The organism is Ruegeria lacuscaerulensis (assembly GCF_013031245.1).
Taxonomy (GTDB): Bacteria; Pseudomonadota; Alphaproteobacteria; order Rhodobacterales; family Rhodobacteraceae; genus Ruegeria; species Ruegeria lacuscaerulensis_C.
The window spans coordinates 347,676-363,601 of the sequence record NZ_WPZL01000002.1 but is presented as its reverse complement, the minus strand read 5'-3'; the positions used below and the strand labels follow the sequence as shown (position 1 = coordinate 363,601).

General features: G+C 55.1%; 23 protein-coding genes. 10 read left to right on the top strand and 13 right to left on the bottom strand.

Annotation, left to right across the window (positions count from 1 at the left end; translation table 11 throughout):
• Nucleotides 1–235: 235 nt before the first annotated feature.
• The 13 genes from GOX66_RS04420 to GOX66_RS04360 form a co-directional block, all read right to left on the bottom strand.
• A complete protein-coding gene (locus GOX66_RS04420) occupies nt 236–1,852 on the bottom strand; it encodes a hypothetical protein (protein ID WP_170759975.1) in 1,617 nt (538 codons plus the stop codon).
• On the bottom strand, nt 1,849–2,070 hold the full coding sequence (locus tag GOX66_RS04415) for a hypothetical protein (protein ID WP_170759973.1): 222 nt from the start codon (nt 2,068–2,070) through the stop codon (nt 1,849–1,851). Before GOX66_RS04415 ends, GOX66_RS04420 begins: the two co-directional genes overlap by 4 nt.
• Nucleotides 2,070–2,498 (bottom strand): hypothetical protein, encoded by a 429-nt coding sequence (locus GOX66_RS04410; RefSeq protein WP_170759971.1) that lies wholly within the window; start codon nt 2,496–2,498, stop codon nt 2,070–2,072. The genes GOX66_RS04415 and GOX66_RS04410 overlap by 1 nt, the downstream gene beginning before the upstream one ends.
• A gap of 405 nt (nt 2,499–2,903) precedes the next feature.
• Entirely contained in the window at nt 2,904–3,209 is a 306-nt protein-coding gene (locus GOX66_RS04405; RefSeq protein WP_170759969.1) for a hypothetical protein, read from the bottom strand.
• 127 nt (nt 3,210–3,336) lie between these two features.
• Nucleotides 3,337–3,837, bottom strand: a complete 501-nt coding sequence (locus GOX66_RS04400) for a helix-turn-helix domain-containing protein (protein WP_170759968.1) — start codon at nt 3,835–3,837, stop codon at nt 3,337–3,339.
• Between the two features lie 61 nt (nt 3,838–3,898).
• Nucleotides 3,899–4,186, bottom strand: a complete 288-nt coding sequence (locus GOX66_RS04395; RefSeq protein ID WP_170759966.1) for a hypothetical protein — start codon at nt 4,184–4,186, stop codon at nt 3,899–3,901.
• 113 nt (nt 4,187–4,299) lie between these two features.
• Complete coding sequence (locus GOX66_RS04390; protein WP_170759964.1) at nt 4,300–4,605, bottom strand: hypothetical protein; 306 nt, start codon at nt 4,603–4,605, stop codon at nt 4,300–4,302.
• A gap of 127 nt (nt 4,606–4,732) precedes the next feature.
• A complete protein-coding gene (locus GOX66_RS04385; protein WP_170759962.1) occupies nt 4,733–6,145 on the bottom strand; it encodes a DnaB-like helicase C-terminal domain-containing protein in 1,413 nt (470 codons plus the stop codon).
• Nucleotides 6,142–6,969, bottom strand: a complete 828-nt coding sequence (locus tag GOX66_RS04380; RefSeq protein WP_170759960.1) for a DNA adenine methylase — start codon at nt 6,967–6,969, stop codon at nt 6,142–6,144. Before GOX66_RS04380 ends, GOX66_RS04385 begins: the two co-directional genes overlap by 4 nt.
• A complete protein-coding gene (locus GOX66_RS04375; RefSeq protein ID WP_170759958.1) occupies nt 6,966–7,862 on the bottom strand; it encodes a hypothetical protein in 897 nt (298 codons plus the stop codon). Before GOX66_RS04375 ends, GOX66_RS04380 begins: the two co-directional genes overlap by 4 nt.
• Nucleotides 7,859–8,398, bottom strand: coding sequence for a hypothetical protein (locus GOX66_RS04370; protein ID WP_170759956.1), 540 nt, complete (start codon nt 8,396–8,398; stop codon nt 7,859–7,861). The genes GOX66_RS04375 and GOX66_RS04370 overlap by 4 nt, the downstream gene beginning before the upstream one ends.
• Nucleotides 8,399–8,522: 124 nt before the next feature.
• Nucleotides 8,523–9,017, bottom strand: a complete 495-nt coding sequence (locus GOX66_RS04365; RefSeq protein ID WP_170759954.1) for a hypothetical protein — start codon at nt 9,015–9,017, stop codon at nt 8,523–8,525.
• Between the two features lie 282 nt (nt 9,018–9,299).
• Nucleotides 9,300–9,617, bottom strand: a complete 318-nt coding sequence (locus GOX66_RS04360; RefSeq protein ID WP_170759952.1) for a hypothetical protein — start codon at nt 9,615–9,617, stop codon at nt 9,300–9,302.
• Nucleotides 9,618–10,288: 671 nt separating this feature from the next.
• Between GOX66_RS04360 and GOX66_RS04355 the strand changes: the two genes are divergently transcribed.
• The 10 genes from GOX66_RS04355 to GOX66_RS04310 all read left to right on the top strand — a co-directional run bounded on the left by GOX66_RS04355 (nt 10,289) and on the right by GOX66_RS04310 (nt 15,897).
• A complete protein-coding gene (locus GOX66_RS04355) occupies nt 10,289–10,888 on the top strand; it encodes a helix-turn-helix transcriptional regulator (RefSeq protein ID WP_170759949.1) in 600 nt (199 codons plus the stop codon).
• Nucleotides 10,889–10,963: 75 nt separating this feature from the next.
• The gene (locus GOX66_RS04350) at nt 10,964–11,542 is read left to right on the top strand and encodes an acyl-homoserine-lactone synthase (RefSeq protein WP_170759947.1); all 579 of its coding nucleotides are present in this window, start codon (nt 10,964–10,966) and stop codon (nt 11,540–11,542) included.
• 93 nt (nt 11,543–11,635) lie between these two features.
• Nucleotides 11,636–11,899: a hypothetical protein gene (locus GOX66_RS04345; RefSeq protein ID WP_170759945.1), complete on the top strand. Its 264-nt coding sequence runs from the start codon at nt 11,636–11,638 to the stop codon at nt 11,897–11,899.
• A 112-nt stretch (nt 11,900–12,011) separates the two neighbouring features.
• Nucleotides 12,012–12,317 carry a hypothetical protein gene (locus GOX66_RS04340; protein ID WP_170759943.1) on the top strand — a complete coding sequence of 102 codons (306 nt, stop codon included), beginning with the start codon at nt 12,012–12,014 and terminating at the stop codon, nt 12,315–12,317.
• Between the two features lie 102 nt (nt 12,318–12,419).
• Nucleotides 12,420–13,412 carry a PD-(D/E)XK nuclease-like domain-containing protein gene (locus GOX66_RS04335; RefSeq protein ID WP_170759942.1) on the top strand — a complete coding sequence of 331 codons (993 nt, stop codon included), beginning with the start codon at nt 12,420–12,422 and terminating at the stop codon, nt 13,410–13,412.
• A 210-nt stretch (nt 13,413–13,622) separates the two neighbouring features.
• Nucleotides 13,623–14,642: a recombinase RecT gene (locus GOX66_RS04330; RefSeq protein ID WP_170759940.1), complete on the top strand. Its 1,020-nt coding sequence runs from the start codon at nt 13,623–13,625 to the stop codon at nt 14,640–14,642.
• Nucleotides 14,639–14,815 carry a hypothetical protein gene (locus tag GOX66_RS04325; protein WP_170759938.1) on the top strand — a complete coding sequence of 59 codons (177 nt, stop codon included), beginning with the start codon at nt 14,639–14,641 and terminating at the stop codon, nt 14,813–14,815. Before GOX66_RS04330 ends, GOX66_RS04325 begins: the two co-directional genes overlap by 4 nt.
• Nucleotides 14,812–15,105, top strand: a complete 294-nt coding sequence (locus GOX66_RS04320; RefSeq protein ID WP_170759936.1) for a hypothetical protein — start codon at nt 14,812–14,814, stop codon at nt 15,103–15,105. Before GOX66_RS04325 ends, GOX66_RS04320 begins: the two co-directional genes overlap by 4 nt.
• Complete coding sequence (locus GOX66_RS04315; RefSeq protein ID WP_170759934.1) at nt 15,102–15,479, top strand: hypothetical protein; 378 nt, start codon at nt 15,102–15,104, stop codon at nt 15,477–15,479. The genes GOX66_RS04320 and GOX66_RS04315 overlap by 4 nt, the downstream gene beginning before the upstream one ends.
• Before the next feature lie 136 nt (nt 15,480–15,615).
• Nucleotides 15,616–15,897, top strand: coding sequence for a hypothetical protein (locus GOX66_RS04310; protein ID WP_170759933.1), 282 nt, complete (start codon nt 15,616–15,618; stop codon nt 15,895–15,897).
• Nucleotides 15,898–15,926 lie beyond the last annotated feature (29 nt).

Genomic DNA, 15,926 nt, shown 5'->3' with positions numbered 1-15,926 from the left:
CGGGATTCTGAAAGCACCGGAACGCGAACGACATCCGAGTAGCAAAGGCACTTGCTCAGAAATTCTTGCCGCTCATCGTAGGAGAAAAACGCCTCGGCAATGAAGCCCGATCGGTTCAGGTCGAGATGCATCCACGTCTCGTTGACAAATCCAACAACCGAAACATGCCCGTACCGCCGCGCCCACCACTGGTGTTTTTCCCGCCTGTGAAAGATGACGTGCCAAACAACAGGTTTCATCGGCGACCTTTCAGCGAGTACCGCTTCTTCTCGCGCTTCTTCGGTTTGGGCGCTGCCGAGGCGTTGGGGTTGAGCGCCTGGAACCCAAGACCGGCGCCGAGGCAGGCGTATTGGAAGGCATCACAGAAATCTGAGAACCGGTCTTTGTACGGTTCTTCCTGATACCGGGACTGCCCTTTGACCTTGGCGTAGTGGTAGGCACCCGCCATACCGGCCTTCAACGTGCGCAAGTGTGGGTCCAGAAGCAGCGCAGGGGAACCGTCGATCATCTTGTTCAAAAGGCTATCCACGGCCTCCAAGCGTATGGAAATCGCGTTATTGCCCGGTGCCGGGGCCACAGACATCCCGTGAGCAGCAAAGATCAGGTACGGGGTGTAGTCGGTGCCCTGCCCCTTTGATCCCCCGGTTGGGTCGCCCCAGAATTTAATCGTGTTGGTTTCCGCCTGCTCCCGCAGATCCCGCTCCATTTCGGCGATACTCGAATACCGGGTTTTCGCCTGATCGAGATTGACCGTCATGTTTTTGAGAACGCCGGGAAACTTCTGCATGATCCGCTGCTTCAGGAGCGGCGCAAATGTGCCGGCGGAAACATTTTCCATCCCGAACTCGTCCAGCACATACATCTGCCCTCGGATCAACTGACAGATCACCGCCGCGGGGTTGCGCGCGAAATCGAGCCCGACAATCAGCGGCCATTCGGGTTGATACCGCAGGGCCTGCTTCGAGATATGGGTTTCAGGAACGAAACTCTCGAAGACTGGTTTACCCTGGCGATACAATCCCACCCGATTCATCACATAGGTATCGATCCATGTTTTGGCCTTGCCCTTGATCAGATCAAGGTAGGACGTCGGAATCCACTTCATGTTCTCGGCCGCAGGGTTTTCTTTGTATCCGGTGAGGCGCCCGTTCTCGAATGTCTCGATCAGGCCGGGCGGCTGCACAAAGAACTTCCAGTCATCGGGCCGCTCGTATTCCCGCCGTTGGTCATCATCCCATTCCAGCGGCAACGGGACGTCTCCGCGCAGGTACGGTATCCAGTGCCCTTCTGGTGGCGCGTTGAGGTCAGCGATAACGCCTTTCCAAGTCGGCCCGCCGTCCATGAGAGGTGGGTATCGACCCTGCATCGCGCGGGAATGCGCGGCGTCAAAGATTTCCTTGGACGAGAACTGGGCTTCGTTGAACCAGACCCCCGTACATTCCATCGACAACAGCTTGGCAACATCATCCTCGCTATCCAGAGAGAGGAAGATAAATTCGGCCTGAACGGTGGTGCCGTCGGGTAGGTCCCATTTGATCCGGTGTTCCGGCGGGTTCGACATTTTAACGTCGCCAAACGCCCGTCGCGCTTTCTCCACGAACCAGAACGACCACGTTTTCAGAGTGGTTTGCTTGAGCTGGTCAAAGGTGTTTCGGACGATCAGCCAACGGGTTTTCCGAATTCCCAGCGGATCGGGCTCTTGCTCCATCGAAATCCGCCACATCTTATGGCAGCAGGCCGTGGATGTACCCGAACCGACCGGACCCTGAATGATGGAAACCGGCGATCTGTCATTGAAGAAATCGGTGAGAACTTCCCCGTCAGGGACGTATCGGACGCGCTCAACCTTCATTGATCCGTCTCCGGCAGCTTAACAGTGCCCCTGACCTGCATCCGGAAAAGAGCCTCGCGCCCTACTCCGGCCCTGCGCGCAGCCTTCGCGGAGTTGCCACCGGCCAGCTTGATCGCGTCCGAGGTGTACAAGGCATCGAACAAATAACGGGCCTGCCGCATGTTCAGATCAGATTGCGCGCATTTCCGGGCGAGTGTCTGGATATCTTCAACGCCCATCACTCACCCGCCGCGACAAGAATGCCGTCCTCGACCTTGATCAGCTTCGCCTGGAATAGATCACCTTCAGCCCGAGGAAACCGCAGCCCCGGCCAACCCAGCGCCTTTTCATGCTGCTTTGAAGTCCATCGTTTCTGCCGAACCTGCCCCAGCAACACCCGCGCATCAGGACGTAACTCATCCTTATCTACGGGTTTCCCGTCGAAATTTTTTTTCGGCTGTGGAGGCTTTTTCGAGATCGGCTTTTCGACCTCCGGTTCAGCACTATGCGGTTTTTGCATATTGCCCCGCTCAACAGCCGCCAACGCGTCAGCCACAGCCTTCCGGATAAACTCAGTCCGGTTCGGGTTGATCTTCATGATCCGGTCAAACGTCCCATCGGGAAATCTCACCGGCATCACATCATCGCCGATCTTCTCACGCGCCATAACTGAGGCCCCAATCACATATCTGTTTCAGGACCCAAACCTGCAATCAGATATCCGATTGACCAATGCACAGCACCCAAACGCATATCTGATTGAGCAAACGCATATTCGATTGGAAAATTTCCCAACAAAAAAATGGGAACCACCTAAAAGCAGGCTTGAGAGAGATGTGGTGCTTGGATGGATATGTGCGCGCGGGATTTTTCGGGCCGGGGTCGCCATATCGATGTGCCAAAGGGGGTACGGGGGTGGTCCCTTCGTATGCGTGCCCTACCCCCACCCATTCCTACTTCAATCGCGCGCTCTTAACATAATCACGGTTATAGTGCTTTTGGGATCGTTATATTTCAATGGCTTAGCTGTATTGCGTCGGCAAATGGCCAGCCTGACACAACATCTTGTGCCTCACTGGTTCTCTTCATCCTCGGGCGTGACGTCGATGGGCTCCTCTTCTCCATAGTCAAAACCCCCGAATTGGACGTTGTGATGGTGCCTGCCCTCGACCTTTTGCACGGGCGAGATACCGTCAACACCTGCAATCCACTTCCTGGTATCGAACTTCAATCGGTCGGAGTTTGCGGTGTTAGAGAGGTGAACGATGCCTAAGTACGCTGATTGTGCTGCATTTTCCCGTATAGCGTTAACCAGTTGATTAAAGGCTCTTTTGACGTGAGGGCGCTTAAAAGCCCGCTGCGCGGCTTCTACGTTCATCTCACAGTGTCTTGCGCTATCGTTTAGGGATGATCCGGTTTCGGCCATGTGTGTGATTACGGCCTTCATTTCGGCGCTTATACGGGGCTTGGGGGGCTTCCGGGTGCGCTTCTGCTTTGCTGGCGGTTTATGGGTCATCGAAAAGCCTCTTTTGTCGTGGCTTGGAGGTTCTGTCTTGGAGGGGCGCGGGCCGGTTCTCTATCGCGCGGATTGTGGCGTTTGGCAGAGGTGCCGGGGAGAGAGTGAGGGACAAGCCCAGGGTGTCGGCCCATAGCTGCAGCGTGGGAAGCTGGCCGATGCGGTGGAAGGCTTCGAGTTTGGAGACATGACCATCAGCAAGGGCCGCAGCCGCGCATACGTCCTCTTGTGAGAGACCGAGGGACCGCCTGCGGCGGATCAACTGCTCTACTAGGTTCTCGTATGCTTGGAATGTTGCGGCGGCATATTGGAATTGATGCGGCTGATCGCAAGGCTCCGGTTCCGGGCCGAGGTTATCCAGAGGCATGCTGATACGGTTGTCGCAGCCCTGCTTGCAACATTGCAGGGTCAGCACAAGCTTGTCGGCGGAGTGGACGCGCCACCCGTTGCCCTCAGCTTTCTTGATCCAGTCTTTTACGCCCATAACCATCGGGCGGTCGTGTTCACCCCAAGTTATGGGGCAAATCACGGTTGGAGGTCAATATGTTGGGTTAGAACAACAAGGAGATAGCCAGCGGAAGAGCTTGCAGGAATGTCCCGACTGCAACACATGCAAATCCCGTCAAGGCTGCCTTATATTGCTTGACCGCAGCCCTCGCTTTTGGCGTGTTTTTCCAATCTTCTGGGTTGTTCGACATAATCCGGGTTGCGTTTTCCTCACCCGCCAATACAGGCGTCGTGTAAAGAGAGAGCGCGGCCTTGCCCGCGCCGTACAATGTGATCGCTAGCCCGATAAGGCCAATTATCTCTGCCCAATGTTCGGCGAAATACTGGTCCATGCCCTATCTCTCATCCAACGTCTTCAACAACGCCCGCTCTATCGCTAGGTTCTCTTCCAGCACGGCGCGGCGCTCATCATCGGTACAATCCGCCAATTCGGCCTCAAACCGGGCTATCTGGCGCGTGTACGTCTCGCGGATCGCTTCTCTGTTCGACATGGTTCCCCGTTCCTGATCATACGCAGCCGGTACAGCTTCATATTCTTGATCTGGTGGTACATCGCGTTGCCGTCTTCGGAAAGCCCCTTCATGCCCAATACCTTGTCCCGTTCTTCATCGGCGATGCGCTCGATCTCATCCACGGTTTCGGCATCCCTGAGACGGTCTTTGATGCGGTGACCCTCTGCTATCACGTTCACTGCATCGCCCTCTTCCAGATGTCCCGCAGACGGTCGCGCCACCCTTTCGGCGGGGGCCACGGCACACCCCAATCGCGCAGAGTGTCACGGGTCCAACCACCTTTCGGGGTTTTCGCCAGCTCAACATCTTTCGGTGACGGAATCGGCTTCTGTAGATCGGCCTCGCAATATGGGCAGCGTTTCACCATCAGAACCCCGCATCCATCTGACGGTCAGGCACATCCCGGAACACGTTGGTTGTCATGTCGCATTCGACTGTGACGGAATCGATCTTGCCCATACGGGCCTTTGCAACGATGATTTCCGCCTTACCTTTCCAGTGGTCGTAGTCGGCTTCCCAATCCGCCCGCTGGTCTGGGTCTTTTGGTGGAATGCAGCGCGGCGGGGTCAGGTAGTATTCGGGTCGGAAGACGAAAACAACGTTGTCTGGCGCGTTCTCGAGGTCACCGGATCCACGCAGATCAGCAAGGCGGGGGCGCGCGTTCTGGTAATTCTCTTCCTTTCCAAGGGATCGATCGACTTGAGCCAAGGCGATTACGTGAACATCCAACTGCTTGGCGACCTGTTTCAGCGCGTTGGCGACCTCGGCCAGCCGGACATGCTGGCTTTCACCCTTGGCCCGGACAAGCTGAATGTAGTCGATCACCAGCAGCTTGAAGCCCTTGAACGGGCCGTTGGGCTTCATCTTGCGCTTCAGCTTCTTGCCCTCGGACAGAATGGCCGGCACATCGCGCACCCGCTCCGAGAAGATTTCCAGCGGCAGGGCTTCGAGTTCCTTGGCGGCTTCGACCACCTTACGGAACTGGTTTTCGCTCATAGGATCGGTGTAGGTGTTATACGGGATTTGGGAGATCACGCTGTTGATGCGGTTAGCCAAATCCTCTTCGGGCATTTCTAAGGTGACAAACCCGACGCCAAACCCGGCCCTCGCAGCGGCCAACGTTATTGACAAAGCGAGTGCCGTTTTACCCATCGAAGTAGAACCACCAAGGATTGTGTACTGTTTTGGATTCAATTTAAGAATTTCGTCCAGCGCCTGAAGTCCGGAAGGAACCTTCACCTGTTCCCCGTTTTTGATATCAATCATCCGTTGTAACGATAGAGTTTGAGCCTTGAGGAACGACATCGTCCGCGGTTCGTCCGAATGTTCCTCGCGCTCGTGCAGGTACAGCTCCAACTCGGATGCGGCTTTCCCGGCGTCCCCGCCCTTTTCCACTTCCTCGGATAGCTGTTTTAGGCGACCGGCCATCGTCCGGCGGTCATGCAACTTGACGATCATGTCCGCATAATCTCGGATCGCAAATGAACTGACGGCAGCACCGGAAAGCTTGATAAAATACGTCGGACCGCCCAGCTGCTGAGCCCCTTCATCCTCAGCAAAATCCGATTTCATCTGCACAGGGGAAACCAAGTGATCTTTGGCGATGCGCGCGGCCGCCAGTTTGTAAATCCGCGCGTGAACCGGGTCGTAGAAGTGATCCGGACGTAGCATCGAGGATATCTGATCGAACAACGTGTTGTCATTCAGGATCGCGCCCAAAAGCTGCTGTTCGGCCTCGACCGAGAACAGGGCGGATGCGGTAACCTCTTGGTGCATCATGCGACACCTGCCTGATCAAAAAGTGATTGTTGCGCGTCTGGTTCGAAATTCATCCAAAGAACCTCAGTGCGTTCGCGCGCACCATCAGCCAGCGCCTTACGGGCGACCCGTCGCCACCCAGAAAGCACCTGGTCATACGTTTCCGTCGGGTAGCCGGACAGAATTACTCGGCCCTCTACGCCGCGAAGGAATTCCAGCAATTCGCGATGATCATCGACCGTCATTTCAAAACGATAGTCAGAACCCCTGTCGCGCGTCTCTGGCATGTACGGTGGATCGACGTAGTGAAGGGTCTCGGGGCCGTCATGTTGCCTTATGACCTCAAGCGCAGGGCGAGACTGAACAACGACGCCGCGCATCCGATCTATGACCAGGCGCAAACAATCAGGGTAATTGCACCAATCATGGGCCGGGGTTGTTCCTGATCTATTTGAGTTCGCGCGAAACCCTGTAGATTGTCCCGATGCTCCGGCGGACCCGAACCCCATGAACGACCGGATTACCAATCGTCTCGCGCGCTCCATTGGATCGTCAGTTGCTTCATAGGCCGACTTGAACTCAGTTTCCGAGAACGGCGTCAGCTCAAGATTAGAAACTAGTTTTTCGCCCTTATCGCTGCGGAGTATCTCAAACAAGTTGACCAGATCCCCGTCGAGATCGTTGTAAATTTCAGCATAGGATCGGGGTTTGCGCATCAACACGGACGCCGCCCCGCCGAATGGCTCAACATAAACGCGATGCTCTGGCATATGATCAATGATCCAAGGGGCCAGTAACCATTTACCGCCGTGCCATCTCAATACAGGTCGAGTTGGTTTGTTCATGCCGCACGCCCTCCGAATTTCTTGAGAAAGAACTGAGCCATTGCGTTGGGCTGGCCGTCTTCCATCATCGACGGCGGGCACCGACCATCCCGCAGCATGATTTCCTGCTGGGCGCTCAAATCGCTATGGTTGAACTGCTGCTGATCCTGCCCAGACCGCATGAACGGTTCCCATCCTGGCTGACGCAGCCACGCCAACGGGGCCTTGAGGTATTCGAGATCACGGACAGACGCGATGTAGGCCCGAGCGCAGCGGTTCAATTCCTCGGGCGCAATCAAATCCGCTTTCTTGTGTTTCCCGAGGCAGGCGGAAAGATAGACTTTCTTGCAATCAGCTTTGCCAGCCTTCCGTTTGTGACTCGGCCAGATTTCCCCCCAGAATTCTTTGAACCCTTCATCGACAGAATCCGACGTGTCCGCTTTTTCGACCGTTTTTGCATCTGCTGAGAAAAGATCATCAGCCCCCTCTGGGGGTATGGGGGATTCTTGTATTTTGGTTTTCTTAGTATTTGTTATTCTTATGTGTGCGGATTCACCGGGACTCGGTTTTTCAGGGCCTCGGTTTTTCAGGGCCTCGGTGCCGACACCCGGATTTTCAGGGGTTCGGTCATCACGAATAACCCACGTCGATCCAACCAGTTGACCGTTTTCGAGACGGTTCTGAACCAACACGACGTAACCGACAGCGCGCAGCTCACCCATTGCTTTTTCGAACTTGTCCCGGCCCATACCTGTGACATTGCGCAAATGGGTTTTGTTGAACTCCCAATCGTCGGAATAGGTCATCAAAAGCGCCAGCAAACCGCGCGCCTCGATGGATATATCTTCATCCCGCAAGGCGGCATTCGGAATAGCGGCATAAAGCCGTTGTGATCGCCTGCTACGTTCCCTCATCTCGTACCTCTGATTTTTGAAAATAGTTCGCCGGTCGGCTTTGCCTGAAAGCCCCTGACCTGTGTTGCACACGCCCAATCCCAAGTTGCCGCAGCGTCTGCGGCGTCCAGATCAGGCACATCCCAACCCAACAAACGGCACCGCTGGGCAATCTCTTCTTTGATCGCCTGCTTGGCTTTCGCCGGTTTCAGGTGGGGGAAATCTCGGGAGGTTTTTGCCTTGCCCATGAAGTGCTTGCGCACCGTTGCCGGATAGACCGAGACCAGATTTACGCCCCGGTTGTAGGCACAGCCCTCGACACAGCCCAGCAGCTTCGTCAGGTAGGCGCTGGCGTTCTTCCCGCCGATAGCGGCCTCAACAACGATCAGATCGGGCTTGTGGGTCTCGATCAGCCCGTGGGCCATCCTGAGAGCATTGGACAACCGCCGGGCTTCCGGTGCCTGACCAAGGTTCACAGACCATGCTTTGGGGTCCGCGCCGGGTGTACCGACGCAAATCCCTGTGTTGGTGGCGATATCCAGCGCGAGGATTTTCACGCTGCTTTCCACCCGCGAGTTGCATGAAGTTGGTAGCGTTTTCCGTTCACTACCTTGAAGCGGTTCGTACGACGCTTTCCCCAAGCATTCTTTGCGGCTAGGGCTGCACTCATCATTTCGCTATTCATGCCGCATCACCGCCCGGAAGGAAGTCGATGGGCGTCACAACGTCGTCACCCATGTTGGCGTCTACCGCGTTGTTGAAATCCTCGGTCTCTTCGTCCTGAACCTCGGGCTGCGGTTCTTCGATCGGTTCTTCGTCCGTCTCGGTATCTTCCTGCGGGCCTTCCAGATCCATTTCGCCGGTGCCCTGCCCTGCGACGTGGTTTTCGATCATTGGCAGGATTTCTTTCAGCGAACGGATCACGTCCATAGCCTTGGTCTGGCCGTCTTTCTTGGGGAGCTTTTTCAAGATGGTCTTGCCCCAGCTCACAGCCTGGCTATTCAGTTCCGTCTCGTCCAAAAACTTCTTCATTTTGGCCGATGACTCGCTGGCATCGCTAGAGCGCGCATGTTCCTCGCGGATGCGGGCCTCCAACTCACTGATCAGCGCATCATGCTCGACCTTTGGGCCGTCATAGGCCTTCCGGACCTGCTGGCCTTCGGACACTTCCGTCATTGCTCGTCCTTTCACGGGTTGGTCCGGGGGACAAAGCCCCCGTTGAACACGACCGCACCCTTTGCTTGTTGAGAAACCGGATTGCCCCCGCGGCCCGGTTCCTTAGCCGCACGCATGAAAAAGCCCGGCACCGACAGGCACCGGGCAAGTTCCAACAGGGAAGATCGGGGGGCTTCCACGGACGATCCCGCCCCCCTTTTTAGGACCCTAAGCGCCGAGGTAACCGCGCCGCCCGTGAAATCTTGCTGACCTACATGCTTGAATGCCCCCGCAACCACGCCGTTACTCCGACGTGTTATCGGCCTCGTCAGAGTCGGCCTGCTGGGGTTCCGGGTCTAACAGCTGGTCAATTTCCTTGATCAGCAATTGAATTGACGGGACCGACAGGTTCTTGATGACGCCGCCCTGAAAACGACGAAGACGACTCGGACAATTGAACACCTTGCGGCTCAACCCCGACATCGTGACACCCTGCTCTTCAAGCCTCGGCAACGCTCTTTTTATGTCGGCGCGCAGGACATCCAACGAAGGAATATCCGGGAAATTCCGCCAACTTGAGGGATTTTTACCCTTATCTGAGGTTTTTTTACCATTACTCATACCGCTAGGCATAGTCTTTTTACCACACCGCATCAACAAGAATTTCTGTTATAAAGGTTGGAAAAGTACCCGTACGGGCCTGTTTGATGCGCTAAGGGCTGGAGTTGACAGCATATTAGTTTTTTTGCGACACACCGCTTAGCAACGTAGAGGTTCAAGTGTCTAAGAGTGCTAGTAACGAAGAGAAGGCTGAAAAGCTCTGGGAAGTGGTTGAAAAACGCCGCACAGAGCTCGGACTCTCCAAGCGCGCTCTATCTTTAGCGATAGGGCAAGAAGGCACTTACGTTTACAACGGGATTAGAAGAAAGAGCTTACCCAGGTGGCCCGTCATTCGAGCTCTATCTAAGGAACTAGTTATTCCGGAATCGGAACTTACCGGAGGGGATACCTCCGATCAGAAAGAGTACATTATTGAGTTGATCAGGACCGCTGAAGGCGAGGAACTGGATCGGATTCAACGAGTACTTCAAGCCGTTCTCGGCCAAGACTAAGCTCTAAGGCCCAGTAGACTTCATCCATCTGCTCATGATTCGCCTTATGGACGAGCTCAATAAGTTTGGATTTTTGGCATTTTTCTTTGATGTTATCTTGCGTCGGCATGGTTTTTAAACTACATATTTTTTCGAAACGTACCCCTACGAGTATTTTTCTAGTATCGGAGCGACATATTCATGACAAGCGTTTTGCGAGAAATTGAAAAATACCTTTCATCTCTAGGTTTTAATAAGTATTCGGTTGGCACGGCATTTCATGGTGGCGAAGTCGATTATCTGACTACCTTTCCCGATGAATGGCAAAACAGATATTTCTCAAAGAACTATCTTGATAAGGATCCGCTTCCACCGGCCGCCCTGCATGCAAAGACACCAGTTCGTTGGTCGCAGATCGCCAGCATGTTTCCCAAAAGCCAGGTAATGAACGAGGCGCGGGATTTCGGACTAAATGACGGTTTTGCTTTTGCACACAAAGGCATAGTCTCTTCGGTTTCGGTAGACACAAGGCTAACAGGTGCTGAAATTCGTTTTGTGTGCGATGGCGTCAACAAGATCATTAACGCATCGGACGCCCGTAAGAGTAACCTAAGCCAAAAACAACGAGGCATTCTTGTTCTAATGGCTTCCGGCCTTTCCAATGCGGAAATGGCTGAGACCTGCGGCGTTTCAGAGAACGCGATCAAGGGAATGAAGGCCAGGATATTCAAGACGCTGAACGTCTCAACAACGGCCCAGGCTATCGGTATGCTGGAGCATATTGTTCCATACGACGCCTAATTCCCCGTACATAGAGTATCTGAATTCGCTAGAGTAAATTCTCCCGACAATTATAAACGCTCGGGGAGATTATTCATGCAAGCATACGTTGTGGACTGGCACAGCATTCCTAAAGCTGGGCACCTTTGGAACGAGTACTTTCAATTGCGGCGAGACGAGTTTGTCGGCCGCAAGAAGTGGAACCTTCCGCACTCAGAAAGAGCAGAGTTCGATTGCTATGATACTCCCTTTGCGGAGTTCATTATTGTCGAACACAACGGTCAGTGCATCGCCGGTGCAAGACTGCTTCCAACGGACGCGCCGAACTATGGGCCTTACTCCTACATGCTGCTTGATGCTCAGAGGGGAAACATCTCGGGCATCCCTAAAGAACTTATTCCCGAAGAACTTCCTGTCGGACCGCACGCCTTTGAAGCGACTCGGTTCTTTGTTCGAAGAGATATCGGGCTCAAAACTACAATCGAGGCTCAAAGAACAATAGTTCAGTCTTGTCACGACAGAGTCAAAGAACGCGGAGGCACGCACCTATTAGCGCTTATGCCCACTCAAATTTATAGGCTCTTTAGAAAATTTGGCTTTGACGTAGAAGAACTTAACAGAACTGCGGACATTGATGAAACCCCTCACTCAGTAGGTTGTATTCGAGTGGCATAGGTGCTCAATCCTCTTTGTGGTTTTTATACCATTTTTTGTGTTGTCAGCGTGTGGTCTTTATACTATACCTGACTACACAAACAGGAGGCACCCATGCAAATCAGCAAGATCATTGAGGCAGCACAAGTCCAGCGGGGTTTGATCCCCCAGACGTTTGTTTGTGGTTGCTGTGGCGATGAACTGGACCGTGACGATCATATGCGCGGCCACTTCCAGCCTGAGTTTGAAGAAGCCGTTTTCAACGTGCTTGGCCCGAACGTTTGCTTCGGATGCGCCGACGACTTCGACAAGGACGAGACTGGCACCGAATACGGCGCTGATGACCGCTACGACGAGTGGAAGGAGGCGCAGGTATGATTGACCCCGTATCCTTCGGCCTCGGCGCGCTTGTGGGTGTGATCTGCATCTTCGGGACATCCGCCATCATTCTGACCCTTGCTAAAGGCAAGCTGAATTCGGGGGATGAGCAATGACCCACATCGCATCTTCCCTTAACCCCGACCGGATCAACGGCAAAGCCGCCACTCACTCCAAACCTTTCCGGTCGGATCGCGCGCAGACCTCCCATTGCGCGTCAGAGAGCGGCCCCCTTTCCTCCTCCTGCGGGGGCCGCTCTCAAGAATTTCGGACACCGTTTGAAGACGTGAACGATGACGTGATTTGGCAGGACTATCGGGACGCCACAAAAGCCCTTCTGACAGCCCTTACGCGCGTTTTGATCGCCTTTGTACTTGCCGGTGTCGGCACCCTGATTTGGGCAAACCTGCCCTTCTGAGGCCTCGTGTCGGGGAATTTACTGTCCCCTCCCCGGCGCATCACTGGCGGGCGGCTTCCATCCCCAAGATAGACCGCCCGCCTCTTTTCGCACGGAAACACTATGAGCCTTTTGATCACCGATATCCCTGACGGCCAGCAAGTAACCGAGCCCGGTGCTTACCGCATGTCGATGAATTGGTATCACTCGCAAGAGGTTTGTCCCGGCCCGTCGGTTAGTTCGACCGGCATCCGCAAAGCCGCGCTGGAAAGCCCCCATGCGTTCTGGAAGACATTCTACGGCAATCCGAACCGCTACCCCAAGAAAGAGGACAGCGACAGCCTGATCCTAGGTAAAGCCGCGCACTCGCTGGTCCTGGGTGATGAAGTCTTTGACGAGCATTTCATCTACGTCCCGAAGGATGCACCGAAGCGCCCGACGAAAACCCAGATCGCTAACTTTGAGCGCGACGGCAAATGGTCGGATGCAGCCCTTGAGGGCGGCGAATACTGGACCGAGTTCGAAAAGAAGGCCGCCGGTCGCCTGATGCTCAAAGAGGAACAGGTTCAGAAGATTTTCTGGATGGCCGAGAACCTGAACGCCAACCCTCTGGCGGTCGAGATTTTGAAGTCCGATCCAAAACTGATTGAGGTTTCAATGATCTGGCAGGATGACATTACCGGGCTTTGGCTAAAAAGCCGCGTCGATTGCATTCCTACTAACGGATACGATTTCGGCGACCTCAAGACCTTCGCACCCAAAAGCAAGAACCTGCGTCTTTCGGCTATCCGTGCCATCACAGACCACGGCTACCCTCTGCAGATGGCGCTAGGGCTTATGGGTTCCGAGCATGTTTTCGGGATGTCCGCGCAGAAATGCGGATTGGTCATGTGTCAGACCGCCGAACCCTATGACGTTATCCCAGCCATTGTTGAGGCTGACACCCTCTATTGGGCTCGGGTGCTGATCCGCGATGGTCTGAACAAGATCAAGCACGGGATGGACACTGGTGATTGGCCCGGTGCTGGCGCTGAACTGCTGACATACGAATACCCCCCTTCAATGACTGAACGCTTGTCCGACATGCAGGCAAACGGGGAGTTGCCAAGTGTCTGAGCGCAAGTTCCTACCCGGCCCCAGCCTCAACATCCACCAGTTGGTCGATGCGGTTCTAGACGGTGAGTACGTCATGGATAACGGCAAGCCCCAGCATCCGAGTTTCATGCTTTCCAGGCAATTCCGAGACCTCACCGTGCGGTGTCGTCGAGGCCTGATCTGCGCAGCAACCCCAAACCCAAAACACCCAGACAACGCCGAGAGGACACAATGAACGCACCCGCCACCCAGAGCCAACTCCACCCCGTTGTCCGGTTCAAGCAGGACCTGGACAAGCTGCAAACGGCCGGCGAACTGGCCCTGCCCGACAGCGTACCTTTCAAGGCGTTCAAGAATGCGGCGGTTGTGGCTGTTACCGACAACCCCGGCATTCTGAACTGCAAACCCGCCTCGGTTTTCAAAGCCGTCCGCACTCTGGCCGGTGCTGGTCTTGTCCCTGACGGACGTGAAGCCGCCATTGTCCCCTTCAAAGGTGAGGCGCAGGCAATGCCCATGGTGGCGGGTCTGGTGAAGGTAGCCCGCAACACCGGCAAGGTAGCTTCGCTCTGGGCCGAAGTCGTCTATGAGGGCGAAACCCTTGAGGTCTGGGTTGAAGACGGCGAGCGCAAATGGAACCACGTCAACGAAGACGGTAGCCGTCTGGACGCCATGGAGCGCGGTGGCGAGATCCGTGGTGCCTATGCGGTGGCAAAGCTGACGGACGGAACCGTCGAGTTCCAGCCCATGTCCCGCGCTGAGATAGAAAAGCGCCGCAAGGCCAGCGCCAACCAGAAAAGCGACAACCCCACTGGTATCTGGGAAAAATGGTACGATCAGATGGCCTTGAAAACGGTCATCCGCAACTTGTGCAAGCGTCTACCCATGTCCACCGAAGACATGGATCGGATCATGACGGAACAGGATCAACCTGAACCGATCCGCGACGTCACCCCCGAGGTGAAACCGAACCTCGCCCAGCGTTTGCAGCAACAGAATACTGAAGAGGCGGAAACGCCCGAGCAGGAACCCGGCCAGCCCATCGACGGTGAAATCCTCCCCCCAGAAGAGGATGTCCAAGATGAGCCCGATATTGACCCGTCGGAACTTGAGTTTGCAGAGGGCGTTTCCGCTGCCAACGACGGAAAGGCGGTCGCTGATTGTCCCTATGACGATGATCAGCTCGTACAGAAGGCGCATTGGCTGGCCGGGTTCAAACGGCAATCCAAACTGAACTCGGAGGCCGGGGCATGATTACTGTCGCACTGCACTTTGCCGCTGCCATCATGTTTGCTTTGTCTTGGCTCTTCGCATCGACGATGGGGCAGAACATCGCGAACAGAGACAAAGACAATACTGCCAAGATTTCTTTGATCCTGTCTGTTGCCCTTGGCGTGGTGGCCTTCGGTTTGCAGGTGATCGCATGATTACCGAAAAGCTCTGCCCCCTCGCCCGCACCTTTGGCGTCAAAGACCTGCAAGCCAAGTGTATGGGTGAAGAATGCGCCTTGTATCGCACCCTACCCCCTTCGGCATCGGAGCCCAGCTTCAAAGCGGCGATACAGCGGGAAATGGCGTGTCTGGCTCAGGAAGACGGAAAGGGGAAACCCGCCAAGAACTTCCACAACAAAGCCGTCAACAACGTCATGAAATCCCCAGAGAAATACGGGGTTAAACAAGAACGCCGTGGTTACTGCGGATTGGGTGGTCGGCCATGAACATGATCGTCAACCCGAACATGCTGCCCAAGGTCCGGTCTGACGCGCTTATGGCCGAGTGCGCGAACATGCCGTGCGAACTGCGCTTGGCTAGTTTCATTGGCCTACCGTGCGAACCGCAGGAAACCGTTGTCGGATGCCATGTAGAGGGATCGATCGGCAAAGGCACCAGCACAAAAGTCAGTGACGTATTCGTGGCCGCTGGCTGCAGGCTTTGTCACGACCTTCTGGCCGGTGTCGATCCGCGTGGCATGGAGATAGCGCGCCTCTACCCGTCTGCCTTCTGGCACCAGGTCATGCGCGCCCAGCAAGCAACAATGTCCCGATGGATCATGGCCGGTCTTGTCGTGATCCCCGACGGCAAAATCATCTGACCCACGAAAGGAAACTCCGAGTGGATCATCCCGGCCACTTACAAGCGGGACCAACGGAGCCAAGCGGGGCCAGTCAGGTCGGTCAAATCGCGGGTTCAAATCCCGCCCCCGCTGAACAACACAGAAAGGAACCCCCATGCTTGATAGCGACACCAAAGCCTTAGACGCCGTGTACAGCGACAACATTCTGATGCAGCGGATCGAGAAACTTTCGATGATCGCCGCTGTTGTTCGCAATGCCGCTGAACTGACGATGCACACTGGAGATCGGGTTTTCGGACCGGATCCAAAGAACGCGGCCATGTTGGATCAAGCCGAGCCGACAACGTTGATCGAGAACCTCGACCAAAAGCTTATCGAACTTGATACGGCCGCAAAGTGGGCGCTGGAAGAAGCTGAGCGCCTGTCCCGCATTTAACCCGACAACCGAATGAAAGCCCTTTGTCG